At 36.6% G+C, this 26,550-nt stretch carries 23 protein-coding genes and 1 pseudogene; 10 read left to right on the top strand and 14 right to left on the bottom strand.

Features of this window, described 5'->3' with window-relative positions; all coding sequences use genetic code 11:
• Positions 1-443: 443 nt before the first annotated feature.
• The 13 genes from BMX01_RS06735 to BMX01_RS06675 form a co-directional block, all read right to left on the bottom strand.
• Positions 444-863: a F0F1 ATP synthase subunit epsilon gene (locus BMX01_RS06735; RefSeq protein WP_064082429.1), complete on the bottom strand. Its 420-nt coding sequence runs from the start codon at positions 861-863 to the stop codon at positions 444-446.
• A 39-nt stretch (positions 864-902) separates the two neighbouring features.
• Positions 903-2,276 (bottom strand): F0F1 ATP synthase subunit beta, encoded by a 1,374-nt coding sequence (gene atpD / locus BMX01_RS06730; RefSeq protein WP_074647995.1) that lies wholly within the window; start codon positions 2,274-2,276, stop codon positions 903-905.
• Positions 2,277-2,291: 15 nt separating this feature from the next.
• Positions 2,292-3,158, bottom strand: coding sequence for a F0F1 ATP synthase subunit gamma (gene atpG, locus BMX01_RS06725; protein ID WP_064082431.1), 867 nt, complete (start codon positions 3,156-3,158; stop codon positions 2,292-2,294).
• A 23-nt stretch (positions 3,159-3,181) separates the two neighbouring features.
• The gene (gene atpA, locus BMX01_RS06720; protein WP_064082432.1) at positions 3,182-4,723 is read right to left on the bottom strand and encodes a F0F1 ATP synthase subunit alpha; all 1,542 of its coding nucleotides are present in this window, start codon (positions 4,721-4,723) and stop codon (positions 3,182-3,184) included.
• A 12-nt stretch (positions 4,724-4,735) separates the two neighbouring features.
• Positions 4,736-5,269, bottom strand: coding sequence for a F0F1 ATP synthase subunit delta (gene atpH, locus BMX01_RS06715; protein WP_064082433.1), 534 nt, complete (start codon positions 5,267-5,269; stop codon positions 4,736-4,738).
• 13 nt (positions 5,270-5,282) lie between these two features.
• A complete protein-coding gene (gene atpF, locus BMX01_RS06710; protein ID WP_064082434.1) occupies positions 5,283-5,753 on the bottom strand; it encodes a F0F1 ATP synthase subunit B in 471 nt (156 codons plus the stop codon).
• A gap of 53 nt (positions 5,754-5,806) precedes the next feature.
• Complete coding sequence (atpE, locus tag BMX01_RS06705; RefSeq protein ID WP_010944083.1) at positions 5,807-6,061, bottom strand: F0F1 ATP synthase subunit C; 255 nt, start codon at positions 6,059-6,061, stop codon at positions 5,807-5,809.
• Positions 6,062-6,181: 120 nt separating this feature from the next.
• The gene (gene atpB, locus BMX01_RS06700) at positions 6,182-6,970 is read right to left on the bottom strand and encodes a F0F1 ATP synthase subunit A (protein WP_064082435.1); all 789 of its coding nucleotides are present in this window, start codon (positions 6,968-6,970) and stop codon (positions 6,182-6,184) included.
• Positions 6,971-6,995: 25 nt separating this feature from the next.
• On the bottom strand, positions 6,996-7,379 hold the full coding sequence (locus BMX01_RS06695) for an ATP synthase subunit I (RefSeq protein WP_064082436.1): 384 nt from the start codon (positions 7,377-7,379) through the stop codon (positions 6,996-6,998).
• A 315-nt stretch (positions 7,380-7,694) separates the two neighbouring features.
• On the bottom strand, positions 7,695-8,306 hold the full coding sequence (gene rsmG / locus BMX01_RS06690) for a 16S rRNA (guanine(527)-N(7))-methyltransferase RsmG (RefSeq protein ID WP_064082437.1): 612 nt from the start codon (positions 8,304-8,306) through the stop codon (positions 7,695-7,697).
• A 104-nt stretch (positions 8,307-8,410) separates the two neighbouring features.
• The gene (mnmG, locus tag BMX01_RS06685; RefSeq protein WP_064083377.1) at positions 8,411-10,303 is read right to left on the bottom strand and encodes a tRNA uridine-5-carboxymethylaminomethyl(34) synthesis enzyme MnmG; all 1,893 of its coding nucleotides are present in this window, start codon (positions 10,301-10,303) and stop codon (positions 8,411-8,413) included.
• Positions 10,304-10,847: 544 nt separating this feature from the next.
• Positions 10,848-11,360 (bottom strand): hypothetical protein, encoded by a 513-nt coding sequence (locus BMX01_RS06680; protein WP_064082439.1) that lies wholly within the window; start codon positions 11,358-11,360, stop codon positions 10,848-10,850.
• A 444-nt stretch (positions 11,361-11,804) separates the two neighbouring features.
• Positions 11,805-12,569, bottom strand: coding sequence for a hypothetical protein (locus BMX01_RS06675; RefSeq protein ID WP_074647993.1), 765 nt, complete (start codon positions 12,567-12,569; stop codon positions 11,805-11,807).
• 255 nt (positions 12,570-12,824) lie between these two features.
• Between BMX01_RS06675 and BMX01_RS06670 the strand changes: the two genes are divergently transcribed.
• The 6 genes and pseudogenes from BMX01_RS06670 to BMX01_RS06650 all read left to right on the top strand — a co-directional run bounded on the left by BMX01_RS06670 (position 12,825) and on the right by BMX01_RS06650 (position 17,496).
• Complete coding sequence (locus BMX01_RS06670) at positions 12,825-13,607, top strand: amino acid ABC transporter substrate-binding protein (RefSeq protein ID WP_064082440.1); 783 nt, start codon at positions 12,825-12,827, stop codon at positions 13,605-13,607.
• Between the two features lie 137 nt (positions 13,608-13,744).
• Positions 13,745-14,461 (top strand): amino acid ABC transporter permease, encoded by a 717-nt coding sequence (locus BMX01_RS06665; protein WP_064082441.1) that lies wholly within the window; start codon positions 13,745-13,747, stop codon positions 14,459-14,461.
• Between the two features lie 33 nt (positions 14,462-14,494).
• Positions 14,495-15,253: pseudogene (locus BMX01_RS06660) on the top strand (amino acid ABC transporter ATP-binding protein).
• A gap of 136 nt (positions 15,254-15,389) precedes the next feature.
• Positions 15,390-15,533, top strand: a complete 144-nt coding sequence (locus BMX01_RS07830; protein WP_158077650.1) for a hypothetical protein — start codon at positions 15,390-15,392, stop codon at positions 15,531-15,533.
• Entirely contained in the window at positions 15,530-17,131 is a 1,602-nt protein-coding gene (locus tag BMX01_RS06655) for a sigma factor-like helix-turn-helix DNA-binding protein (protein ID WP_064083376.1), read from the top strand. Before BMX01_RS07830 ends, BMX01_RS06655 begins: the two co-directional genes overlap by 4 nt.
• A gap of 62 nt (positions 17,132-17,193) precedes the next feature.
• Positions 17,194-17,496 carry a hypothetical protein gene (locus BMX01_RS06650; RefSeq protein ID WP_064082443.1) on the top strand — a complete coding sequence of 101 codons (303 nt, stop codon included), beginning with the start codon at positions 17,194-17,196 and terminating at the stop codon, positions 17,494-17,496.
• 51 nt (positions 17,497-17,547) lie between these two features.
• On the opposite strand, the gene fmt is transcribed toward BMX01_RS06650, so the two are convergent.
• The gene (gene fmt / locus BMX01_RS06645; protein WP_064082444.1) at positions 17,548-18,498 is read right to left on the bottom strand and encodes a methionyl-tRNA formyltransferase; all 951 of its coding nucleotides are present in this window, start codon (positions 18,496-18,498) and stop codon (positions 17,548-17,550) included.
• Between the two features lie 155 nt (positions 18,499-18,653).
• Between fmt and BMX01_RS06640 the strand changes: the two genes are divergently transcribed.
• From BMX01_RS06640 to mutS, 4 genes are all read left to right on the top strand, one after another.
• Positions 18,654-20,114, top strand: coding sequence for a potassium transporter TrkG (locus BMX01_RS06640; protein WP_064082445.1), 1,461 nt, complete (start codon positions 18,654-18,656; stop codon positions 20,112-20,114).
• Positions 20,115-20,221: 107 nt separating this feature from the next.
• Entirely contained in the window at positions 20,222-20,623 is a 402-nt protein-coding gene (gene mscL / locus BMX01_RS06635) for a large-conductance mechanosensitive channel protein MscL (RefSeq protein WP_064082446.1), read from the top strand.
• 250 nt (positions 20,624-20,873) lie between these two features.
• On the top strand, positions 20,874-23,789 hold the full coding sequence (hgbA, locus tag BMX01_RS06630; protein ID WP_074647992.1) for a TonB-dependent hemoglobin receptor HgbA: 2,916 nt from the start codon (positions 20,874-20,876) through the stop codon (positions 23,787-23,789).
• A 133-nt stretch (positions 23,790-23,922) separates the two neighbouring features.
• A complete protein-coding gene (gene mutS / locus BMX01_RS06625; protein ID WP_064082448.1) occupies positions 23,923-26,523 on the top strand; it encodes a DNA mismatch repair protein MutS in 2,601 nt (866 codons plus the stop codon).
• Positions 26,524-26,550 lie beyond the last annotated feature (27 nt).

Here is a 26,550-nt window from a genome sequence, read left to right as displayed (position 1 = left end):
TTCACTTGAAAGTAAAACAAAAGGAATTAAATTAATATGAATTTCTAGTTTAAGCACTTATTAAGACTTCAAGTTTTTATAAAACATATAAAATTAAGTCAATCAACAAGTGCCCACACAGATTGTCTGATTCGTTGTTAAAGAGCAAAATAAAACGACGCACCGCTCAATCTAGCTTAACAGCTCACAACGGTGCGTCGTTGTGTGTCGCCCATTATAGGATATCTTTCCCTTTTTGCAAATACTTTTTTTTGAGAAAAATTAAAAAAATTGATTGCGTGCATAAACTTACGCCATTTTGCTGCTTTTGCTAGCAAAAAATGATTATTTCCTATCAGGGTACGTTAATATAAAATAGTATTACGATATGTAGTTTCTCAATTAATGCTATAAAAAATAAAAAACCCAACTTAATTAAAAGTTGAGTTTTTTAATTAATATAATTAACGTTTTTTAGTTAATTTTGAATTTACAATTTCATAAACATGTAGTTTTGCAATTTCACGAGCAAGTTTAGCTGATAATTCCGCATTATTTGTTTTACTAAGCGTATATTCAGCTTTACGTTTTGCAGCAAGAATACGTTGTTGATCTAATTCTTCACCACGAATTGCAATATCAGCAAGAACAGTTACGATTGTAGGCTGTACTTCTAAGAAACCACCTGATACATAAATAAACTCTTCTTTATTATCTTCAAGGGTATATTTAACCATACCTGGTTTTATTGCTGTTAATAAGGGGGTATGTCCAGCATAAATACCTAATTCACCTTCAACACCACTTACACGTACGCTAACCACTTGACCATTAAAGATTTGTTTTTCCGCACTTACTATTCTAAGTTCAAATTGAGATGCCATTTTGTTCTCCTTTAGTCCCTAATTCGGTTTAGGGAACAATTACATCTTGCTCGCTCTTTCCACAACTTCGTCGATTGAACCTGCCATATAGAACGCCTGTTCTGGGATATGATCAAATTCACCTTCTAAGATGCCTTTAAAACCGCGGATAGTATCTTTTAGAGATACATATTTACCTGGTGAACCTGTAAACACTTCAGCAACAAAGAATGGCTGTGATAAGAAACGTTCGATCTTACGAGCACGGGCAACGACTAACTTATCATCTTCAGATAGTTCATCCATACCTAAAATTGCAATAATGTCTTTTAACTCTTTATAACGTTGTAATGTACCTTGTACACCACGCGCTACATTATAATGTTCTTCCCCTACTACAAGTGGGTCTAATTGACGGGAAGTAGAGTCAAGAGGATCTACAGCTGGGTAAATACCTAATGAGGCGATATTACGGCTTAATACCACTGTTGAATCTAAATGAGCAAAAGTTGTCGCTGGTGATGGATCTGTTAAGTCATCCGCAGGCACGTAAACTGCTTGTACTGCCGTGATTGAACCAGTTTTAGTTGAGGTAATACGTTCTTGTAATACACCCATTTCTTCTGCAAGGGTTGGTTGATAACCTACCGCTGATGGCATACGGCCTAATAAAGCAGAAACTTCTGTACCGGCTAAAGTATAACGATAAATATTATCTACGAAAAATAATACATCACGACCTTCATCACGGAATTTTTCAGCCATAGTTAAACCTGTTAACGCAACACGTAGGCGGTTACCTGGTGGTTCATTCATTTGACCATATACTAGTGATACTTTATCTAATACATTAGAATCCGTCATTTCATGATAAAAATCATTACCTTCACGAGTACGCTCACCTACACCAGCAAAAACCGAATAACCTGAGTGCTCAATAGCAATATTACGGATCAATTCCATCATATTAACGGTTTTACCTACACCAGCTCCACCAAATAAGCCGACTTTACCACCTTTTGCAAATGGACAAATTAAGTCAATAACTTTGATACCGGTTTCAAGTAATTCAGTACTATTTGACTGTTCTTCATAATTTGGAGCCGCACGATGAATATCCCAACGAGCTTCTTCGCTAATAGGTCCTTTTTCATCAATTGGTTCGCCTAATACATTCATAATACGGCCTAATGTTTTAGTGCCTACAGGAACTTGAATAGGGTTACCTGTATTTACAACCTTTAAGCTACGCTTTAAACCATCTGAGGTACCTAATGCGATACAACGTACTAAACCACCACCTAATTGTTGTTGAACTTCTAAGGTTAAACCTGATTCAACTTTTAAAGCATCATATACTTTTGGTACTGCATCTTGCGGGAATTCAACGTCGATTACCGCACCGATAATCTGTACAATTTTTCCTGTTGCCATTACCTATTTTCTCCATTAAATTGCAGCAGCACCTGCAACAATTTCATTTAATTCATTTGTAATACTTGCTTGACGAGCTTTGTTATACACTAATTGTAACTCATCAATTAATGCTCCCGCATTATCTGTTGCGGCCTTCATTGCTACCATTCGAGCGGCTTGTTCAGAAGCAAGGTTATCGACAACTGCTTGATATACCTGTGTTTCTAAATAACGAACAAGTAAACTATCCAATAATACTTGTGGGTTAGGCTCGTAGAGATAATCCCAAGAACCTTTTGTTTCTAATTCGTCATTTTCTAATTTAGGTAACGGTAGTAATTGTGCAATAACTGGTTTTTGTGACATTGTATTTTCAAAACGATTATAAGCAATACAAACCATATCCACTTCACCATTGCGATAAGCATTAATCATTTCATTAACTGCACCAACAATACGTTCCATTTCAGGTGAATCACCTAAACCTGTAATATGAGCCCTAACTTTTAAGCCAATAGATTGGTAAAAGCTTACTCCCTTTGAACCTACTAAGCCAAGTTCAACACTAACGTCTTTATCTTTCCACGCTTTAAATTCATTCAAGGTTGTCTTGAATAAATTGATATTAAGACCACCACATAAACCACGGTCGGTAGAGATAACTAAATAACCTACTTTTTTAATATCACGCTCAATTAAAAACGGGTGCTTATAACCAATGCTTCCTTTCGCGATATGGCTAATTACGTTACGGATCGTCTCTGAATATGGACGACCTGCTGCCATACGCTCTTGCGTTTTACGCATTTTAGAGGTAGCCACCATTTCCATTGCTTTCGTAATTTTTTGCGTATTACGAACACTTGCAATTTTGGTTCTAATCTCTTTAGCACCTGCCATAATCTCTCTCCGCTAGTTTTGGATTACCATGCACCATTCTTTTTGAAGTTTTCAACGATTGTTTTTAATTCTTGCTGAATTGAATCGTTGAAATTACCTGATTTAGCTAAATCCTTCATAAAGTCTGCATGATTACTGTTAGCGTAAGCAAGTAAAGCAGATTCAAATGAACTAATACGTTCAAGTTCTACATCATCTAAATAACCGAATTCTGCCGCAAAAAGGACTAATGCTTGTTTACTGACAGGCATTGGTGCAAATTGTTTTTGTTTTAGTAATTCAGTTACTTTTTGACCATGTGATAGCTGTTTACGCGTAGCATCATCAAGATCCGAGGCAAATTGTGCGAAAGCAGCTAATTCACGATACTGTGCTAATGCAGTCCGGATACCACCTGACAATTTTTTGATCACTTTTGTTTGTGCTGCACTTCCCACACGTGATACAGAAATACCTGGATTCACCGCAGGACGAATGCCTGAGTTAAATAAGCTTGACTCTAAGAATATTTGACCATCAGTAATTGAAATTACATTTGTTGGAACGAATGCAGATACATCACCTGCTTGAGTTTCAATAATTGGTAAAGCAGTTAAAGAACCGGTTTGACCTGTTACAGCTCCATTGGTAAAACGTTCTACATATTCAGCATTTACACGAGCCGCACGCTCAAGTAAGCGAGAATGTAAATAAAATATATCGCCTGGGAATGCTTCACGACCTGGTGGACGGCGTAATAGTAGTGAAATTTGACGATAAGCTACCGCTTGTTTAGATAAATCATCATACACAATGAGTGCGTCTTCACCACGATCACGGAAATATTCTCCCATCGCACAACCTGAATAAGGTGCAAGATATTGTAATGCTGCAGATTCAGAAGCAGATGCAACCACGACAATCGTATTTGCTAACGCACCATGCTCTTCTAATTTACACACTACGTTAGCAATAGTTGATGCTTTTTGACCAATGGCTACATAGATACATTTAATGCCTGAATCTCTTTGTGCAATGATAGCATCAATTGCTAATGCTGTTTTACCTGTTTGACGGTCACCAATGATTAATTCACGCTGACCACGACCGATTGGCACCATTGAGTCCACTGCTTTATAACCAGTTTGTACTGGTTGATCAACAGATTGACGATCAATTACACCAGGCGCAATCACTTCAACTGGTGAGTAGCCATCATTATCGATTTCTCCTTTACCATCAATTGGCTGACCTAATGTGTTTACCACGCGCCCTAATAAACCTTTACCTACAGGCACTTCTAAAATACGACCGGTACATTTAACAGTCATACCTTCAGCTAAATCAGCATAAGGCCCCATTACAACCGCACCTACAGAATCGCGTTCTAAGTTAAGTGCAATTGCATAACGATTGCCCGGTAATTCAATCATTTCGCCTTGCATAACATCAGCAAGTCCATGTATGCGAATAATACCATCGCTTACTGAAACAATTGTTCCGGTGCTTTGTGCTTCGCTTACCACATTAAACTGGGCAATGCGTTTTTTAATCAATTCACTAATTTCAGTTGAATTTAGTTGCATTTTTTATTCCTCTTACAAGCTCAACGCTTGAGTTAAGCGATTTAACTGACCGCGACTTGAGCCATCGATAACGATATCATCATATTTAATAATAATACCAGCAAGTAATGTGCTATCAATTTCGGTTGTTAAACGAACTTTTTGCCCTAAGCGTTTTTCCATCGCCTTGGCGATTTTTTCTTCTTGTGCTTGACTTAATTCGGTTGCTGAAACGACAATCACCTTTTTAATCGCTTCATACTCAGCATGTAATGCGTTAAAGCGGTTAAAAACTTCAGGTAAAATAGCTAAACGCTTATTTTCAGCCATTACGCGAATAAAATTTTGCCCATATTGATCAAGTTGGTCATCACAGATTTGAAGAAAAATTTCTGAAATCTGACTGCTTGCAAGAGATGAAGTAATATATTCTACTACTTGTTCATTTTCAGCGACTAATGCTGAAAACTGTAACATTTCTTGCCATTTATCCAACTGACCTTGCTCTAAAGCAAAATCAAAAGCTGCTTTAGCATAGGGGCGAGCTACTGTACTTAATTCTGACATCTGCCCCACCTTGTTATAATTCTGCAACGAATTTATCTATAATGTCATTATTTACTGCAGTATCTACTGAGCGACCAACAATTCTTTCTGCTCCAGCTACAGCTAATGCTGCCACTTTTTGACGAAGCTCTTCTTGAACACGCTTACGCTCACTATCTATTTCCGCATGCCCTTGTTCAATGATACGTTGGCGCTCAACTTCAGCATCTGCTTGCACAGACTCTAAAATTTCATTACGACGTTTTGTTGCTAAATCAATAATTTTTTGTGCTTCTTCTTTTGCTTTAATGATTTCTTGCTCAGCTAAAACTTTAGAATCAGCTTGTTCTTGCTTCGCTTTTTCAGCAGATGCTAAAGCATTCGCAATATTTGCTTGACGCTCTTCGATCACTTTAATAAGCGGTGGCCATACATATTTCATACAAAACGCAACAAATAGTGCGAATGCAATAAGTTGACCAATTAGTGTTGCATTTAAATTCACAACGCCCTCCTAAAAGTCGGTTAAGTTATTCAACTAAATAACGGAAGCTCGACTTATTTCAATAAATCAATGAATGGGTTCGCGAAGATGAAAAGTAAAGAAATACCAACCGCGATCATTGCGATAGCATCTAAAAGACCTGCAACGATAAACATTTTAGTTTGTAAACTACTAGCTAATTCAGGCTGACGAGATGATGATTCTAAGAATTTACCACCTAAGATAGCAAAACCAATCGCTGTACCAAGTGCAGCAAAAGCTAATAATAGTGACGCACCAATAATTGTTGCTGTGATTACTGATTCCATAATGTTCTCCATTAAGATTGAGGAATTAGCCAAAAGGCTAGGTTGTTAATAAAAAAGTAAAGTTTAAGCAGTCCATTTTTAGTAAAATTTCACAAAATAACAACCGCTTATGGGGTTCGTTTAATGATCCGCTTTATTATAAGCGATACTCAAGTAAACAATCGTTAGCATCATAAAAATAAAGGCTTGTAGAGTGATCACTAATATGTGAAAAATAGCCCAAACTAAATGCAATGGGATACCTAATGCTTGAAGTGCAAAGTTATCAGCCATATACATAACTGCAATAAGGATAAAAATTAACTCACCTGCATACATATTTCCAAATAAACGGAATGCTAAAGAGATTGGTTTTGCAAGTAATGTTACTGTTTCAAGAATAAAATTGACGGGAATAAATGCCCAATGATTAAAGGGATGAAGCGTGTATTCTTTTGCTAAACCATTAAAACCTTTAGATTTTACAGTATAGAACAAAATTAAACCAAATACACAAATAGACATACCTAAAGTGGCACTAATATCGGCTGTTGGTACGGCACGCAGGTAATGAATACCAAACATATTTGCTAATTGTGGCAAGAAATCGACCGGGACTAAGTCAATCGCATTCATAATAAAGACCCAGCAAAAAATTGTGAGTGCTAATGGTGCAATCATATGACGGGGCCCGTGGAAATTATCTTTTACTAATCCGTAAACCCATTCAACCACTATTTCCACTAAACATTGCAGTTTACCCGGTACGCCGGTGGTTGCATTTTTCGCAACGCGAGAAAATACAACTAAAAAAAGCACACCTGCAACAAGCGAAAAGAAAAGTGTATCTAAATGAACAGCCCAAAAGCCATCGCCAGAGGACAAAAAGCTTAAGTGGTGACCGATATATTCTGCCGTATTTCCAGCCATAATGTATCCTTTTTAAAATAGAAATTTAGTTAGTTCGTTTTTGTAATACAAATGGAATAACGTTGTTGAGTAACAACGCTACAAAATAACCTACAAAAAATAACACCCTATGAAGATCAGGTATCAATTTAAAAGCGGCTACCACCAATAAAATAGTCGCAAGCCATTTCAGCCCTTCACCACGATAAAAAGCGGCCATTTTTGACTGATTTTTTGCAGATTTTTTAAAGAAAATCCAATAGACAAACAAGCAATATGGTAAAAAACTAGCTAGGCAGCCTCCTAACCAAGAGAAGATTAAGGAACCTTCTAAAATCAGTAACATACAAAAAATGGCAAATAAAATGCCACTTTCAAGTTTTAATGCCATTAAATAATGCTGTTTGGCTTTATTGATTACAGCTGACATTTCAGCCCTTCTTAATTATATTTAACTAAGCACTCAGCGCTATTACATAAAAATATGTATGAAATTATACTTCACAAAAACTGAGTTTCAAAACAAAAGCACTATATATTACACTATCTTTTCAAAAAATATAAAAAAAATATTACAAAATATTACATTTAAATTAAAAGTAAAAAGATACTGAATATAATAGCAACACATTGTTATATTTTAATACAATTATTCAACAATTTCATACAAGTAAGTAATGGTTTACTCAGTATTATAAGCCTGCTTAATGCGGTAGAAAATGTGGTTAATCTTACAAAAATTAATCTATTTTGCTAATACAATTAAATGGCGCTCCCCCACTAACTGAGGAACATTAAGTTTTATTGCGTAAACTAATTTAATCGGCTTTTGAACCGCTTGCAATTCAGCGCCGTCATACACACCTTTTAACGCATAAAACTTTCCGCTATCGTTAGGTAAGGCATAACACCAATTCAACATATCATCTAATGAAGCAAACGCACGACTTAATACGCCATCAAACTGACGTGCAGTGTATTGCTCAACCCGACTAAGCACCGGTGTAACATTCGTAATGGCTAATTCACGTAATACTTGTTTGATAAAAGTAATACGTTTACCTAAGCTATCTAACAAGACAAATTGTTTATCTGGATTAGCAATCGCTAACGGAATACCCGGCAATCCCGGACCTGTACCAACATCAATAAAAGATTGCCCTTGAAGATGAACACTGACGACTAAACTATCCATAATATGCTTAACTAGCATTTCTTCTGGATCGCGCACTGAGGTCAAATTATAAGCCTTATTCCATTTATGTAATAAATGTACAAAGCCAATCAGTTGTTCTTTTTGCCTTTCAGTTAACTGAATATCTGCCTGCACAAGCAATCGGTCTAATTTTTGTTTCATTTTACAAATTCCTTCATCTTTGTTTATTTGGATAAAAACAAATAAGAACGGCTGGGCTCACTAAAAAAGTGAGCAAGCAATCCACTTACTCACTTTACTTAACATTATAGCTCGCCTCGCTTGAGCATTCCTTGCTTTTTCAAATTGACTAACAAAATTGAAATAGCAGCTGGAGTGATACCTGAAATACGGCTTGCTTGCCCTATTGAAATAGGACGATGTTGCATTAATTTAGCGCGAACTTCATTAGATAAGCTATCAACTTTATTATAATCAAATTCAGCCGGAATTAAGGTGTTTTCATGGCGTTTATGTCGCTCAATTTCACTATATTGATGTTCAATATAGCCTTGATACTTAATTGCGATTTCCACTTGTTCTGCCGCTTGCCGATCGTCTAATGCTGGAGCAAAAGCAGCTATTTCGGTCAATTTAGCATAGTTAATTTCAGGGCGACGCAATAAGTCTTCACCATTTACTTCACGGGTTAATGGTGAATTTACTAATTGATTAACCGCATCTAAATAGGCTGATTGTGGATGAATCCATATTTGTTTTAGCCGTTCACGCTCACGTTCGATATTTTCCATTTTTTGATTAAAACGTTGCCAACGCGCTTCATCAATCAGTCCTAATTGGTGTGCGATTGGTGTTAAACGAATATCTGCATTATCTTCGCGTAAGAGCAAGCGATATTCAGCCCTAGAAGTAAATACACGATAAGGTTCTTTGGTACCAAGCGTACAGAGGTCGTCAACTAATACTCCCGTATAAGCAACATCTCGAGTAGGGAACCAACTCGGCTTATCTTGTACTTGTAAGGCGGCATTAATACCCGCTAATAAGCCTTGTGCAGCGGCTTCTTCATAACCGGTAGTGCCATTAATTTGTCCCGCAAAGAATAAGCCTTCAATCGCTTTAGCTTCTAAGGTTGGCTTTAAATCACGCGGGTCAAAATAGTCATATTCAATCGCATAACCCGGTTTAATAATTCGAGTATTTTCTAAACCCTTCATTGAATTAACAATCGCCATTTGTACATCAAAAGGTAAACTTGTTGAAATACCATTTGGATACACCTCAATGGTCGTTAATCCTTCTGGCTCAAGGTAGATCTGATGTCCATTACGATCACCAAAACGCATAACCTTATCTTCAATCGATGGGCAGTAACGCGGACCGATCCCCTCAATAATTCCGGTATACATAGGGCTTCGATCTAAATTAGCCCGTATAATATCGTGTGTCTGATGATTTGTATGGGTGATATAGCAAGGAATCTGGCGCGGGTGTTGGCTAACCTCCCCCATAAAAGACATGACCGGTAAGACTTCATCTCCGGGTTGTTTGGCCAATACCTCAAAATTAATGGTACGTGCATCTAAGCGTGGTGGTGTACCGGTTTTTAAGCGATCTACACGTAAATTGAGATCGCGCAATCGATCTGCTAATCTAGTCGCAGCAGGATCGCCTGCTCGTCCCCCTGCATAATTGTCTAAACCAATATGGATCTTCCCCGCTAAAAATGTTCCAGCGGTTAAAATCACCGTTTTGGCTTTAAAAGTTAGCCCCATTTTAGTGACAACACCACTGGCGCGATGATTTTCAACTAAAATATCAACCACTTCTTGCTGAAAAATAGCTAAGTTTTGCTGATTCTCTAATGCCGTACGCACAGATTGACGATAAAGAACACGATCCGCTTGTGCACGTGTTGCTCTTACTGCCGGCCCTTTTGAACTGTTTAGTGTGCGAAATTGGATCCCTGCATGATCTGTTGCGATGGCCATCAAACCACCCATAGCATCAATCTCTTTAACTAAATGGCCTTTACCAATACCACCAATTGCAGGATTACAAGACATTTGCCCTAACGTATCCACATTATGAGTGAGTAATAATGTTTTTAATCCCATACGTGCTGGAGCAAGCGCTGCTTCTGTACCCGCGTGCCCACCGCCGACCACAATGACATCGTAATGTTCAGGATAAATCATATTTTTTGCCTATTTTTTATATATTCGGTGCCAAAAGAAAAGAGCGCTATTCTACCCTAAAAAAATAAGATCAGGGAAATCCATTTTAATGCGATCGATAAGGGCTAAAATGAAGATCTTGAGATCGCTTATCATAATATAGATCTATATTTAAAGATCTTTATTATGATTATTATAGGGAATGACATATATTGAGGATAAGTCATATTTAATAAATAAAATCAATCAGTTAAATACTAATGTTAGCTGTATAGAGCTTGCTATTTAAACCGAGCTTAATTGTGGATAAACGGTTAAGTTATCCACAGGCCTCTGGAAAGGCTAACTTATCCTTAACTAGATCTCAAGTTACTCATAACCATTTTTCATGTTATCCACAGGCCTTTTTAATTAAATAAATGGCTAATAAATTAAGCAAATGTGCTATTTATATATTAACGCATTGCTGAAAAAGATCGTTTAAAATTAGTAACAATATGGAAGTTTAGGCTTAACACATAAAAAAAGCCGCTTAACTAAGCGGCTTTTTAAAGAGGTAGGTATGTTAGAATTTGAAACCAACAGATAAACGAATTGCATCGTTGTTATACGATGATTTACCATTAATAGTATGTTTATCTTTTGTTAGTTTTTCGTAGGTGCCGTAATGATTTTTGTATAGACCCGTTCCATTATAAACGATATTTGCATGGGTTCTATAATAGCCGATTTCAGCTAACAAGTTTTTATACTCAGCACCTACCGCTAAACCATAATATAAGCCATTTTTAGCTTTTATATTAACTGGGAAAAAAATTGATTCAGGAACACCTGAACGTCCAGCATTGATATATTTTGAGTCTAATGAATAATAGGTATTTTTAATTTTATTAAAGGAATAACCTAGATCACCTTTAATATAAAGGTTTATCTCTTTATGCCCGTTAAGCTTAAAGTTTTGTTTTAATGTTAAGTAGATCGGTAATGAAGAATAACGATTTACTTTATATTGTTCATTACCCAACCAAAAACCAAAACCATTAGGTCTAGGTTTTTGGTTTTGATAAGATTCTGCCAACCAACTTTTAGCAAAGTTAAAGCCTTTACGTTTTATAAAACCAATGCCTAGCCCTAGTTCGGTATTCGGTGCGATATTACGCGTGGCTTCTAACGATAATGCTATTGATGGATTAATATTTTTAATTGGTGTTAATGTTCCAAATTGAAAAGTTGAAAAGTGAGAGTAAATATCGGTCCTACTTTACCGTAAAGGTGTACATCGTTAGTTTTTGCTAACGATAGAGCAGGGATGATTGAAAGTGCTAAGACGAGAGATTTAATTTTCATTAGAGTTCCTTTTATATTTTGTATTGTAAATACTCAATGCAAGTTTAATACCTTTTTATTCAACAGGCTAGTAAAAATGTAATTAAAGCGTCAGCTTTACAGTTGAAGCTTTAATTTTGTTGATTAATATATAAAAAAAGCCGCTTGATTAAGCGGCTTTTGGAGGGGGGAGGTATTAGAATTTGAAACCAATAGATAACCGAATAGCATTGTTGCTATAAGATGATGTTTTATTAATGTTATAGTCACGTCTTGAATCGGCTTGAGGAAACGATGGATCTATAAATTTACCATGCCCTTTATAAAAGAGTGAGACATTGGTTCTATAATAGCCGATTTCAGCTAAGAAATGTTTATACTCCGCCCCGACCGATAAACTATAGTATGAACCATTTTTCGCGTTCATATCGATTGGAGTATTGGTATATTCTTTTGGTAAATCTGAGTTATTAATAATTTCTGTGTGTAATGTATAATGGGTATTTTTAATTTTATTAAACGAATAGCCAAGATCACCTTTAACATAAAGTCTCATTTCATCATTAAGTCTAAAGTTTTGCTTTAAAATTAAGTAGATCGGTAATGAAGTGTAACGATTTATTTTATATTTTTCGTTACCTAACCATGAACCATTAGGGGTTTCAGCTTGATTATCATAAGAAGTCGCCCTCCACGTTTTAGCAAAGTTAAAATTCTTACGTTTTATAAAACCAACACCTAGCCCTAGTTCAGTATTAGGCGCGATTTTACCCGTGGCTTCTAAAGACAATGCTATTGATGGGTTAAGATTTTTAGACTGTGCGAGTGCGCCAAGTTGAAAGCTTGAAAAGTGAGAATAGATATCGGTTCCTATTTTACCGTAAAGGTGTACATTGTTAGTGTTTGCTAATGAAATAGTAGGGATGATTGAAAGTGCTAAGACGAGAGAGTTAATTTTCATTAAAGTTCCTTTTATATTTCGTGTGTAAATGCTTAGCTCAAGTTTAATCGCTTTTTATTTAGTATGCTAGTGAAATTGTAATTAATGTAAAGGGTGTTTTTTACAATATAATCGCAGTTTGGTTGATTAATAGATAAATTTAAGCGCTTACAATATTTTGCTAGTTATTATGCTTTTTAGTTATTTGAAGCGGGCTAATTTTTTGCTAATAATGCATTAAACACAACATAATTAACCACAATAAGGAGAGCGATTATGTTAAAAAAAATCGCATTCGCTACGTTTACTGCTATTAGCTTATTTACCTCAATGAATAGCTTAGCAAGCAATGATTTATTATCTAGGATTGATGCAAAAGGCACTATTAGCGTGGCTACTGAAGGCACTTACCCGCCATTCACTTACCATGATCAAACCGGTAAATTAACCGGTTATGATGTAGAAGTCACACGGGCAATTGCTGAAAAACTCGGGGTTAAGGTTGATTTTAAAGAAACACAATGGGATGCCATGTTAGCTGGTTTAAAAGCCGGGCGTTTTGATTTGGTTGCTAATCAAGTAGCATTAAGCACGCCTGAACGACAAGCAATGTTTGATTTATCCGACGCATATAGTTGGTCGGGCGCGGCATTAGTAGTTCGTGCAGATAACAGTCACGTTAAGCAACCAGCGGACATGCAAGGTATAAAAGTGGCACAATCATTAAGTTCCAATTATGGAGAATTAGCTGTTAAGAATGGAGCTAAAGTGATTTCGGTTGATGGTATGGCGCAAGCATTATTGCTTATTCAACAACAACGAGTGGAGGCTACCTTTAACAATTATTTATCCTTATTAGATTACTTTAACAAAAATCCTACGTCTTCGTTAAAAATTATTTGGCAAGATAGTGAACAATTAGGCGCTGGATTAGTGGTAAATAAAGGCAATCAAGCCGCATTAGCCAAAATAAATCAAGCTATTATGGCGTTACATCAAGATGGAACATTTAAACGATTAGGTGAACAATTCTTTGGAAAGGATATTAGCGTTAAATAATTATCCATATTATCTCAATAAGAGGTCATTTTTTCGCAAAACACTTGCAAAATATGAGCGCTTATTTTGTTTTTAGCCGTCTAGAGGTGTTTTATAATGTTATAATTGGCGAGAACTTTCGTTTTTAAGGGAAAATTGTGCTAGAAAACTTATTATTTCAACTGCCTTTTATGGACGAAGCACGGGTTAAATTAGTAATGGATGCTTTTTTGCCTATGCTACAGGCCATGGTGCTAGTTTCTATTCCATTAGCGATAGTGTCTTTTATTATTGGCATGATTATTGCGGTATTGGTGGCGTTAGTGCGTATAACCTCAGTCACAGGGATAATGCATCGCATACTATTAGTTATCATACAAGCGTATATTTCGATTATTCGCGGTACGCCAATGCTTGTGCAAATTTCGATAGTTTTTTATGGCTTACCAGCGTTGGGTTTTTATGTTGATCCTATTCCTGCCGCGATTATTGGTTTTTCATTGAATATTGGCGCTTATGCTTCTGAAACTGTTCGAGCTGCCATTTCAGCAGTCCCTAAAGGACAATGGGAAGCTGGGTATTCGATTGGTATGACTTATCTACAAACCTTCCGCCGTATCATTGCACCACAAGCAATTAGAGTGGCTATTCCTCCGCTAAGCAATACCTTTATTGGGCTATTTAAAGACACCTCATTAGCCTCCGTGGTAACGGTTACAGAAATGTTTAGAGTGGCACAGCAGATGGCAAATATGTCTTATGATTTTCTGCCTGTTTATATTGAAGCGGCGTTTATTTATTGGTGTTTCTGCTGGATACTTTTTGGTATTCAAGCACGTCTTGAACACCGTTTTGATCGCTTTATCGCTAAATAATGAACGCTTTCATCAACAACAGAGAGATGCAATATGATTAACATTAATAATATTCAGAAAAGTTTTGGTGATAATCTCATTTTACGTGGCATTGATCTTCAGATTGAAAAAGGGCAAGTCGTCGTAATCCTTGGTCCATCTGGCTCAGGTAAAACAACATGGTTACGTTGTTTAAATGCGTTAGATATGCCAGAAAAAGGCACTATTGAATTTACCAGAGAGCAACCTTTAACCGTTGATTTTACCGCTAAAGAGGTTAAACAACAGATTTTGGCATTACGGCGTAAATCAGGAATGGTTTTTCAAAACTATAATCTTTTCCCTCATAAAACCGTCTTAGAAAATGTAATGGAAGGGTCTATTTTTGTACAAGGTAAAAATTTAGCACAAGCAAAATTAGCCGCCCAACAATTGCTTGCCAAAGTCGGGTTAGCAGATAAAGCAGCGTTATATCCAAACCAACTTTCAGGCGGACAACAGCAATGGGTAGGGATTGCCCGTGCGTTGGCAATTCAGCCCGCACTAATGTTATTTGATGAACCGACTTCAGCATTGGATCCCTAGTTAGTGCAAGATGTATTAAATATAATGAAACAGTTAGCACAAGAAGGCTGGACAATGTTAGTTGTTACGCACGAAATTAAGTTTGCTTTAGAAGTGGCGGACAGGCTCGTTGTAATGGACCGAGGTGAAATTGTAGAGCAAGGTTCACCCAAAATGTTATTTGAACACCCTCAGCATGAACGAACTAAGCGCTTCTTACATCAGATTCGTAGTCATTTAGTCTTGTAAAGTAAGCTGTTTTATTAACCTCTTGCTGTGCGTATTTTCTCCCATTCACTTATAAATAAGTAGCCATTACATTATTGACAACTTTCTATTCTCAATATATAACGACAACTATGCTAAAAATTGGATCGGAGGGCTTATGTTACTGTGTGTCGATATGGCTAAAATGGCAAAAAATCAGGCGATGATCAATACCACATTATTAGAAGTAGATGGGCAAGATATTTTTGATTTTGAACCGTTGGTTACCTCATTTTTCATTCAGCAAGGTGTGCAAATGTGAGAGAGCTACTAAAACTAACATACCAACAGCTTTACTTTGAACCATCATTTTCCGCCGAAACCCTTTTTAAGACCTTTACGCAAATTAATCAATATCTTATCCATCATTTCCCAGTTACATTATTCACTCTATTTTACCCGCCTATTTTTGCAGAACGTGAAATTAAACTTACGTTAAAATACTTCACGGATTTACCGGTTCGAACTCTCAACCTTATCAAAAAACAGCCTATCAATACCGTTAAACAAGCACTTGATTTTATTTTTAGCGATTTAGCAACTTGTAAAGGAATCAGTCAAAAAACGGTAATTCACTCCCAAATTGAAGCCATTCGTCATATTCAGTTTTATAGCAATTTATCTACTCCCGATTTTGATAAGCTGATTTTTCAAGACGTTATTTTTATAGCGCCACAACCATCATTAATCGACCATTTCAAGCAAGTAATCACGCTATTTTTTACGAAAGTTTATCAAAGTAAGCATAAAGAACGCGATCGGCAAATTTTATTTCGTCGTTACGGTTTAGAAACACATTCAATTGAAACGTTAGAGCATATTGGTGATTCATTAGGCTTAACACGAGAAAGAGTTCGGCAAATTTCGAATATGTTAGAAGAACAATTGCAACTGTTTTTACGAGGGGAATATCGTATCAATAAGCCAGCCACTAAGCGCTTAGATAATTCAGTGATCGATTACTATTACCAAATTACGCAAAAATTAACTCAACACCATTTAATCACACGTTCTCAATTTCCCGAATTTTTTCAAGAACAACATTACAGTCTATTACTGATGCATATTTTGGGCTATCAACAAATTTATCGGCAGTTACATCACTATCATTTTAAGGATTATTTTTTTACCAATTTAGCCAAAGATCAGCTCGATTATATTTTAGAAAATATCCAACGAGCGTTATATGATGAATTTAAAGATATACAACTTGAGACTGTTTTAGATTATTTTGACACCCTAGCGATCGATTTTTTATCAGTAACTGAATTATGTTTATTATTAGATAATTTGGTCGGCATTCGGCTTGAGCGTGGCAAAATACATCGTGAAATCAATACCTACCGTAATTTTGGCGATATTGTTTATCGCTTATTATTAGAAAAGCAACAACCAACCTCCTTGAAAGCGATAGCGCATTTAATGATTGAAAAAATGGGAGCATTGCGTGATGAAGAACGACTAGTCCGCAGTATTGCATCGCAAATGTCGCAAGATCCTCGTTTTTCGCCGATGGGTAAAAGTGGGGTTTGGACGTTAACTGAATGGCATATTGCCAATAAGAATATAAAAACGTTAATTGTTGAATCCCTAACAAAATATGGCTTATTAAGTCAACAACAACTATTTGAATTGATTAAGCAACAACGAAAAGTATCAATGAATTCAATCAAAATTTATTTATCTGAAGCAGAATTTGTATGTGAAGATAAATTATGGCGATTACGACGCCCAAATGAACCGATTATTTTGAAAATGAAACGTAAGTTGCCAAATAATCAGCAATTCTATCAATTGATCTTAACCTTTTTTAATGATAATGATCAGCAAACTACACCATTAACGGAATTAATTACTTAGCTAGCCAAACAGACTATAAAGCGTCGAGTATTCGACAAAAACTAAAGCAATTTAATGGTAATGTGTTGGAATACCTAACGCCAGATATAAATAATAATGTATTCGTTCAATTAAAAGCGAGCGAACATTCACTTATCGCCTTTCATCAAGATTTGCGCCACCAAATTCAACAACATATTCGAGAAATCCTAGCAGAACTATCCGAACCGCTGACTAAAGGAGAATTATATCAATATGTATTAGCCAGAATTAATTGTATTAAACAAACCTTTTATGCTTATTTGGCGGAAATGACCGATATTGAACAGTATAAACAAGGCAGTAAATATTATGTTTGTGCTAAAAAAAGATCAAATGGAGAGTAAAAATCCCCCCGCGTAGCGTAGAGATTAAGCAGAGGAATGATTGTGCTTAAATTATAATTGCTTACCCAAACTAAACCAGTTTGCTCTACCGTTTAAGAAATCTTGTACTGACATAGGTTTTTTGCATTGTGGTTGCAATTGAGTAATATTTAAAACACCTTCGCTTGTCGCAATTTGAATTCCATTTTTATCTACTTGTAATACCGTGCCTACAGCGTGATGCTGATGTGCTAATACGGTGGCTTGATACACTTTCACATGTTGTTCCACACCTTCTACTTCAACAGTTAAAAAACTTATTGGCCACGGATTAAAAGCACGTATATTTTGTGCTAACTGATAAGCGGGCAAATTCCAATCTAATTTTGCTTCTTGTTTGGATAGCTTTTCTGCATAGTTGGCTAACTGATCGTCTTGTTTTTCAGGTTTGAACTGCTGTTCAGTTAACCCATCTAAAACTGCTAATAATGCCGGCGGTGCCAATTGGGCTAGTTTCATATATAACGAAGCCGAGGTTTCGTCTGCTTCAATTTTTGTGCTAACTTTATGTAACATATCACCGGTATCTAAGCCCGCATCCATTTGCATAATCGTTACCCCCGTTTCCTGATCACCCGCCCAAATCGCACGCTGAATAGGTGCTGCACCGCGCCAACGTGGTAATAATGAACCATGTACATTTAAACAACCATAACGCGGAATATGGAGAACGGCTTCGGGGAGAATTAATCCGTATGCGACTACAACCATTACATCCGCATTTAATGCATTCAACTCGGCTTGTGCTTGTGGATTGCGCAATGATTTTGGCTGATAAACAGGAATATTATGCTGTAATGCAAGTTGTTTAACTGGGCTTGCTTGCAATTTTTTGCCTCTTCCTGCAGGTTTATCCGGTTGAGTATAAACCGCCACGATATTGTGTTGAGAAGCTAATAAGGCTTGTAAATGTTGTGCGGCAAATTCAGGTGTGCCTGCAAAAATAATATTTAATTTTGACATGGTTAAGATTGAGTGCAGTGAATAGGTGGCATTATTTTAGCAGAAAATGAGCACTTATCTTGGCTATTTTACCGGCTTTTTCTACTTATCTTTGCTGAACTTGCTAAAATTCAGTAAAATTTAACCGCTTACTAGCTACGTTATTAGAGGTATTTTTGCAATTACTAACTATTATTCGCATTATTGGTATTCTTGTGATGAGTTTTTCCATCACAATGTTATTACCTGCTTTTATCGCACTGATTTATGGTGATGGTGGCGGGCGCGAATTTGTACAATCGTTCTTATTAACCTTCTCAGTCGGCGCATTTTTATGGTGGTTTTGTCGAGAGCATAAATATGCATTACGTTCACGTGAAGGTTTTTTAATTGTCGTGCTTTTCTGGGTAGTGCTAGGTTTGCTTGGAGCGGTGCCATTTATTATTTTAGATAATCCAGATTTAAGCTTAAGCGAATCAATTTTTGAATCCTTTTCAGGCTTAACCACCACTGGTGCAACAGTGATTACGGATTTAGATAGCTTGCCAAAAGCCATTTTGTTTTATCGGCAATTCTTACAGTGGTTAGGCGGTATGGGAATGATTGTACTTGCCGTAGCAATTATCCCATTGTTTGGCATTAGTAGCGTACAACTTTATCGCGCAGAAAGCTCTAATCCATTACGCGATAAATCATTACCGCGGATAACCGAAGTGGCTAAGATTTTATGGATTATCTACTTAGGATTAACCCTTTGCTGTGCGGGCGCTTATTATTTACTGGGAATGAACCTATTTGATGCGGTTTCACATAGCTTTTCCACGGTCGCAAATGGCGGAATGTCAACCCATAATGACGGATTAGTTTATTTTAACAGTAATAAGATTTATCTAGTAACCGCCTTATTTATGCTGATCGGAGGCTGTAATTTTGGCTTACATATTTCATTAATTTATCAGTATGAACGCCGTTATAGTATTGTGAAGCATTATTGGCATAACCCTGAATTTCGCTTCTTTTTTATCAGCCAATTGATTTTTATTGCACTTTTTTCATTTGGTTTATACCTAGCGTATAATTATTCTTTTAATGATGCGATATCCAAAGGCGCAATACAATTAACCTCAATGTCAATGACGTCAGGTTATACCATTTTTGATATCAATACATTACCGCCCGTTTTAGGGCTATTATTAGTATTCAGTGCGATTTGGGGCGGTTGTTCAGGCTCAACTTCCGGTGGTTTAAAAACCATTCGTGTATTAGTATTATGGTTATTACTGAAAAAAGAATTAAATATGTTAATTCACCCCAACTTGCAAAAAACGATTAAAATTGGCGATCAAGTATTACCCATTAGCACCCAAGAACGGATTTGGGCATTTTTAATAGCCTCTATTTTTGTGTTCTTGTGTTTTGTGTTCGCAGCCATTCTATGTGGAATGGGAATTGGTGATGCAGTAGGCGCGGTTTTAGCAACCTTAACCAACGCCGGGCCAGGATTAGGAATGGTAAGCGGTAATTTTTCAGGCGTTTCGGATAGCGCTAAATACATTTTTTCATTAGCAATGATTTGTGGACGTTTAGAAATTTTTTCATTACTAATTATTTTTACGCCCTATTTTTGGAAAGATTAACGTCAATATTAATTGTCAGTTTCATTAAAAAATGAATATAATATTAATGTTTGTCTTATGATTATTTAATTAACGACTCAATGATGAGTAAATATTAAGGAAAAGCAATGAGTATTTTAAAAGAATTTCGTGAGTTTGCTGTAAAAGGCAACGTTATGGATATGGCTGTCGGGGTAATCATCGGTGGTGCATTTGGTAAAATAGTGTCTTCATTGGTCAGTGATGTGATTATGCCACCAATCGGTTGGTTAATTGGCGGCGTGGACTTTAAAGATCTTGCTATTCAAATTGCACCCGCCAAAGAAGGTGCAGAAGCCGTAATGTTAAAATATGGCGCCTTTATCCAAAACATATTTGATTTCTTAATTATCGCAATTGCAGTATTTTCAATGGTTAAAGCTATTAATTCACTTAAAAGACCGGCAGAGGTTGCAGAAGCACCCGCGGTAGCCAAAGGCCCAACTCAAGAAGAATTATTAGCAGAGATCCGTGATTTATTAAAAAAATAATACGACCGCATCTCAGGATAGCAACACAAAATAGCGAGCATTTAGCTCGCTATTTTTTTACTTTTTTTTGCTGATTGATTGTCAATATAACTTAAGTTGTCATTATATTAAAAACATTAGTATTTATTTTCATTTATTGCTTGAGCTTTTTTGTAAAATAAATAAAATACACAAGATGTTTTTGATAATCGTTTTTATTAAAATCAAACTTACATAACTTCACTAATACTTAACATTTAAGGAATACGTAATGAAAACGAATAAACTCTCAGCGATTACTCTCTGTATTTTGGGGTATGCTCACACGGTTTATGCCGAAAGCAATATGCAAACAGAAAAATTAGAAACTATTGTTGTTTCGTCGGAGGACGACTCGGTACATAACAAAAATGTAGGTGAAATCAAAAAAAATGCTAAAGCGCTCAGCAAACAGCAAGTTCAAGATAGCCGTGATTTAGTCCGTTATGAAACCGGGATAACCGTAGTAGAAAAAGGTCGCTTTGGTAGCTCAGGTTATGCTATTCGTGGTGTTGATGAAAACCGTGTTGCGGTAGTGGTTGATGGCTTACACCAAGCTGAAACGATTTCATCACAAGGGTTTAAAGAATTATTTGAAGGTTACGGCAATTTTAATAATACCCGTAACGGTGTAGAGGTTGAAAACTTAAAACAAGTGGTCATTCAAAAAGGTGCAGATGCTATTCGTACAGGTAGCGGAAGCTTAGGCGGAACTGTTTCATTTGAATCTAAAGATGTACGCGATTATTTAATCGATAAAAATTACCATTTTGGCTATAAAACTGGCTACTCAAGTGCAGATAATCAAAAATTACATAGCGTGACTGCAGCTGGCCGTTATAGCGATTTTGATTTATTAGCCGTACACACCCAACGCCACGGCAATGAATTACGTAATTATGGGCATCGCCATTATGATGGATCAGTCGTTCGTAAAGAACGTGAAAAAGCCGACCCATATAAAATTACTAAACAAAGCAGCTTAATTAAAATAGGCTATCAATTAAATGATACCAACCGCTTTACCCTAGGCTATGATGATAGTCGTAATACCAGCCGAGGTACTGATTGGTCTAATGCATTTACCTCTTATAATGGTGGGCCATTTTTAAAAGATGTACGCCATACTCATGATAAAAGTAACCGTAAAAATATTTCTGTTGTCTATGAAAATTTTGATACTAATGACTTTTGGGATACACTCAAAATTACCCATAATCACCAGAAAATTAAATTGAAAGCTCGTTTAGATGAATATTGTGACGTTAATGGTGAAATTGATTGTCCTACTATTGCTAACCCTTCTGGGCTATACATTAATGATAAAGGGATATTTTTAGATAAACATGATGGTAAAATTACACACAAAAAAGAGGGAGAGTTTAATAACTATTTTGATAGCAAAGGTAAAGAAGTAAGAGTTAAAGAATTTAATGTAGATAGCATTTTAATTAATTGTGATCAATATGATTGTTCTAAGCCCATGCAATTATTATCAAGTACAAATAATGGATATGGCAATTCCCCTAATGAATATAAATATATAACTTATGAGCTATCTGAAAAAACTATGAATAATGGCAATGGGAAATATGCTGTATTAGAAAGCCGTGGTGAAAATAAAAAATTTAGCCGTGTGTATTTACCTAGCGAAAAAGGTTATGTAGAAAATCAATGGAGAGATCGTGATTTAAATACTGATACTCAGCAGTATAATATAGATTTAACTAAAAGCTTTAAGCTAAAAAGTGTAGAACATAATGCGACTTATGGTGGTTTATATAGCGAAGTTAAAAAAAGTATGATCAATAGGGCTGGCTATGAAGCCTATAATAGGCAGTGGTGGGCAAATATCTTTTTTGGTGAGGAAAACGGTAAACCCAATAAATGTCAACCATATAATGGGAATAGTTTTACAACTTTATGTTCTCATGAAGATAGATTATTTAGTTTCTTAATTCCAGTTAAAACTAAAACAGGCGCGTTATATGTGACGGATAAAATTAAGCTAAATGATAAGGTTAATTTAGATTTGGCATACCGTTATGATCGTATAAAACACGACCCTAAATATATCCCTGGTACTACACCTAAATTACCGACAGATTTGATTTTAGGGCGTTTTATTGAATTGAAACCTAAGAATACTTATGCTACACAAGATGAAAAAAATGAGAATGCGGAAAAAAATGCGGTTTATTTAGCATCGAAAAAGACCAAGTTTTCAGCTAACTCTTATAGTGCCACCTTTAGTTTTGACCCAATGGATTTCTTGAAAATCCAAGCAAAATATGCCACAGGTTTTAGAGCACCAACTTCAGATGAGATTTATTTTGTATTCCAGCACCCTTCATTCTCTATTTATCCAAATTTAGATTTAAAAGCGGAAAGATCTAAAAATAAGGAAGTGGCAATTACGTTACATAAGCAACAAAGTTTCTTAACAGTCAACCTATTCCAAACAGATTATAAAGATTTCTTAGATTTGGCCTATTTGAAAAAAGGTTCGTTACCTTATGGTAATGGCGGTAGTCAATTAGAAACTTTACTTTACCAAAATGTTAACCGTGATAAAGCACGCGTCAAAGGGCTTGAAGTTAATTCTAGATTACATTTAGGTGATGTTTGGGGCGTATTAGATGGCTTTAATTTATCTTATAAACTTAGCTTACAAAAAGGCAGAATGAGTAGCAAAGTAGGTGAAGAAGGTAAACAAAGAGATACTAATAAGTTGGATACCCCAATGAATGTGATTCAACCTCAAACACATGTGGTTGGGCTAGGTTATGAACATACACAAGAAAAATTTGGGGTAGATATGTATTTAACACACGCAAGTGCTAAAAAAGAAAAAGATACCTTCAATATGTTCTATGATGGAAAAGATCAAAAAGACCAACACATTAAATGGCGTAGTGATAGCTATACGTTAGTCGATTTAATTGCTTATATTAAGCCAGTTAAAAACGTGACATTGCGTGCTGGGGTGTATAACCTTACAAACCGTGAATATGGCACTTGGGATAGCATCCGTTCTATCCGTCCATTTGGTACAACTAACTTAATTAATCAAAAAACAGGTAAAGGGATTAAACGCTTTAACGCACCGGGACGTAATTTCCGTGTGAATGCAGAGATCACTTTCTAATCATTAGGATTAATAAATTTAAAAGGGCACTTCGGTGCCCTTTTTTGTTAACGATTTCTCAATTTGATGAGTATTTTATAGTGCTTTAATTTGCTAAACTAAGGCTAACTAGGTCATTTAGGATGATAACTTGATGAATAAAGATGTTTCACAACATACTCCGATGATGCAGCAATATCTGCAATTAAAAGCGCAACATCCCGATATTTTGTTATTTTATCGAATGGGGGATTTTTACGAACTTTTTTATGAAGATGCTAAAAAAGCTGCGGTGTTATTAGATATTTCATTAACCAAACGGGGGGCCTCTGCTGGTGAGCCAATCCCAATGGCAGGTGTGCCTTATCATGCAGTGGAAGGCTATTTAGCTAAACTAGTGGCACTTGGTGAGTCGGTGGCAATTTGTGAGCAAATAGGCGAAGTGGGGGCTTCAAAAGGACCGGTCGAGCGTAAAGTAGTGCGGATTGTAACGCCGGGGACTGTCAGTGATGAAGCCTTATTACCTGAACGACAAGATAATTTGGTGGCGGCTATTTGCGAGCAAAAAGGTGTTTTTGCGATTGCTACATTAGATATGACTTCCGGGCGATTTTTGATCAGTGAATTAGCCAATAAAACGGCTTTAATGGCAGAATTACAGCGTGTAATGCCGGCAGAAATACTATATCCAGAAGACTTTGCTTATATACCCATGTTAAATAATTATAAGGGGTTACGGCGGCGTCCTTGTTGGGAATTTGAGTTGGTTACTGCAATTCAATTATTAAATAGACAATTTGGCACCCAATGTTTAGATGGTTTTGGTGTTCAACAAGCAAAAGTTGCGTTGTGTGCTGCCGGCTGTGTTTTACATTATGCACAAGAAACACAACGTACTGCTTTACCGCATATTAATAGCATTCATCTCTCGCAAGATAGTGAAATGGTGTTATTAGATGCCGCCACCCGTAGAAATTTAGAGCTAACTCAAAATTTAGCGGGCGGTACAGAAGCAACGCTTGCTTCGGTATTAGATAAATGCGTTACGCCAATGGGCAGCCGTTTATTAAAGCGGTGGATTCATCAACCGATTAGGCAATTAGATATCCTAAAAAGCCGACAAGATATGATCGCTACTTTGCAACAATACGAGCAAATTGAACCACTTCAGCCTTTGTTGCGTAATGTGGGCGATATGGAACGTATTTTGGCGCGCATTGCTTTGCGTTCTGCACGTCCTAGAGATCTAACTCGGTTACGAACAGCATTGGCACAACTGCCTTTGATTGCAAAGTGTACGCAAAATTTGGGCGCTTGTTTGGCTGCATTATTGACCAAAATTGCTGATTTTAGTGAGTTATATACCCTGTTAGAACAGGCTATTATTGAAACACCGCCACAGTTAATACGAGATGGTGGGGTAATCGCGGAAGGCTATCATGCAGAATTAGATGAATGGCGTACATTGTCTGCGGGGGCGACACAATATTTAGATAATTTAGAAATTCGTGAGCGTGAAAGTACCGGTATTGATACGTTAAAGATCGGTTTTAATGCTGTACAAGGTTATTACATTCAAATTAGCCAAGCGCAAGCACATAAAGCACCTATACATTATGTTCGCCGCCAAACATTGAAAAATGCTGAGCGGTATATTATCCCTGAGTTAAAAAACTATGAGGATAAGGTGTTAAAGGCGAAAGGTGCAGCACTTGCATTAGAAAAGCAACTTTATGAACAGTTGTTTGATTTAATTATGCCGCATTTGGGCGCGCTACAGCAAACGGCAATGGCATTATCTGAATTAGATGTGCTAGTGAATTTGGCTGAGCGGGCAGAAAGTTTGCATTATGTTCGGCCCTCTTTTAGCTTGCAACGTGGTATTAATATTAAAGCCGGGCGACATCCGGTGGTTGAACACGTGATGGTGGAGCCATTTATTGCTAATACGGTTTTTTTGAATTCACAACGACATTTACTGATTGTTACCGGGCCAAATATGGGCGGTAAAAGCACTTATATGCGTCAAACGGCTTTGATTTGTTTAATGGCGTATATCGGCAGTTTTGTGCCGGCTGAAAGTGCTGAAATTGGTGTGATCGATCGTATTTTTACCCGCATTGGTGCTAGCGATGATTTAGCCTCTGGTCGTTCTACTTTTATGGTTGAGATGACTGAAATGGCAAATATTCTGCATCAAGCTACTGCGCAAAGCATGGTTCTGATTGATGAAATTGGGCGTGGCACTTCCACTTACGATGGGTTAGCTTTGGCGTGGGCGTGTGCTGAATGGTTGGCGAACAAAACACAATCATTGACATTATTTGCCACTCACTATTTTGAATTAACCAGTTTACCTAGTCAGTTAAAAGGCGTGGCAAATGTTCATTTAGATGCGTGTGAATATAATGATACGATCGCCTTTATGCATAGTGTACAAGAAGGGGCGGCAAGCAAAAGTTATGGCTTGGCGGTAGCCGCATTAGCGGGGTTGCCAAAACAGGTGATAGCCTTAGCAAAACAACGTTTAGTGCATTTAGAAGAAATTTCACAACAAACTAAAATGGCTCAACAGCATCCGCAAGCGGATTTATTATTTACGGTGGAAATGCCAGAAGAGGAAAAAATGGCACCGCTTGCAACGGTTGAGAGTGCGGTAGAGCTTGCCTTAAGAGCAATAACACCTGATGAATTAACACCTCGTCAGGCGTTAGATGAGCTATATCGCTTGAAAAAATTATTAGCGTCTAGTTGAATTTAACTATAGCTTATAGCGGTTATT

The sequence above is a fragment of the [Haemophilus] ducreyi genome, from assembly GCF_900109315.1.
In the GTDB taxonomy this organism is placed as follows: Bacteria; Pseudomonadota; Gammaproteobacteria; order Enterobacterales; family Pasteurellaceae; genus Haemophilus_B; species Haemophilus_B ducreyi.
Note: the sequence above shows the minus strand (reverse complement) of the source record. Positions and strands in the feature narration are given on the sequence as shown.

Excerpts from the sequence above, each read along its gene's own strand:
- BMX01_RS06735 (WP_064082429.1), bottom strand. The coding sequence starts at position 863 with ATGGCATCTCAATTTGAACTTAGAATAGTAAGTGCGGAAAAACAAATC.
- atpD (WP_074647995.1), bottom strand. The coding sequence starts at position 2,276 with ATGGCAACAGGAAAAATTGTACAGATTATCGGTGCGGTAATCGACGTT.
- atpG (WP_064082431.1), bottom strand. The coding sequence starts at position 3,158 with ATGGCAGGTGCTAAAGAGATTAGAACCAAAATTGCAAGTGTTCGTAAT.
- atpA (WP_064082432.1), bottom strand. The coding sequence starts at position 4,723 with ATGCAACTAAATTCAACTGAAATTAGTGAATTGATTAAAAAACGCATT.
- atpH (WP_064082433.1), bottom strand. The coding sequence starts at position 5,269 with ATGTCAGAATTAAGTACAGTAGCTCGCCCCTATGCTAAAGCAGCTTTT.
- atpE (WP_010944083.1), bottom strand. The coding sequence starts at position 6,061 with ATGGAATCAGTAATCACAGCAACAATTATTGGTGCGTCACTATTATTA.
- atpB (WP_064082435.1), bottom strand. The coding sequence starts at position 6,970 with ATGGCTGGAAATACGGCAGAATATATCGGTCACCACTTAAGCTTTTTG.
- BMX01_RS06695 (WP_064082436.1), bottom strand. The coding sequence starts at position 7,379 with ATGTCAGCTGTAATCAATAAAGCCAAACAGCATTATTTAATGGCATTA.
- rsmG (WP_064082437.1), bottom strand. The coding sequence starts at position 8,306 with ATGAAACAAAAATTAGACCGATTGCTTGTGCAGGCAGATATTCAGTTA.
- mnmG (WP_064083377.1), bottom strand. The coding sequence starts at position 10,303 with ATGATTTATCCTGAACATTACGATGTCATTGTGGTCGGCGGTGGGCAC.
- BMX01_RS06675 (WP_074647993.1), bottom strand. The coding sequence starts at position 12,569 with ATGAAAATTAACTCTCTCGTCTTAGCACTTTCAATCATCCCTACTATT.
- BMX01_RS06670 (WP_064082440.1), top strand. The coding sequence starts at position 12,825 with ATGTTAAAAAAAATCGCATTCGCTACGTTTACTGCTATTAGCTTATTT.
- BMX01_RS07830 (WP_158077650.1), top strand. The coding sequence starts at position 15,390 with ATGTTACTGTGTGTCGATATGGCTAAAATGGCAAAAAATCAGGCGATG.
- fmt (WP_064082444.1), bottom strand. The coding sequence starts at position 18,498 with ATGTCAAAATTAAATATTATTTTTGCAGGCACACCTGAATTTGCCGCA.
- mscL (WP_064082446.1), top strand. The coding sequence starts at position 20,222 with ATGAGTATTTTAAAAGAATTTCGTGAGTTTGCTGTAAAAGGCAACGTT.
- hgbA (WP_074647992.1), top strand. The coding sequence starts at position 20,874 with ATGAAAACGAATAAACTCTCAGCGATTACTCTCTGTATTTTGGGGTAT.
- mutS (WP_064082448.1), top strand. The coding sequence starts at position 23,923 with ATGAATAAAGATGTTTCACAACATACTCCGATGATGCAGCAATATCTG.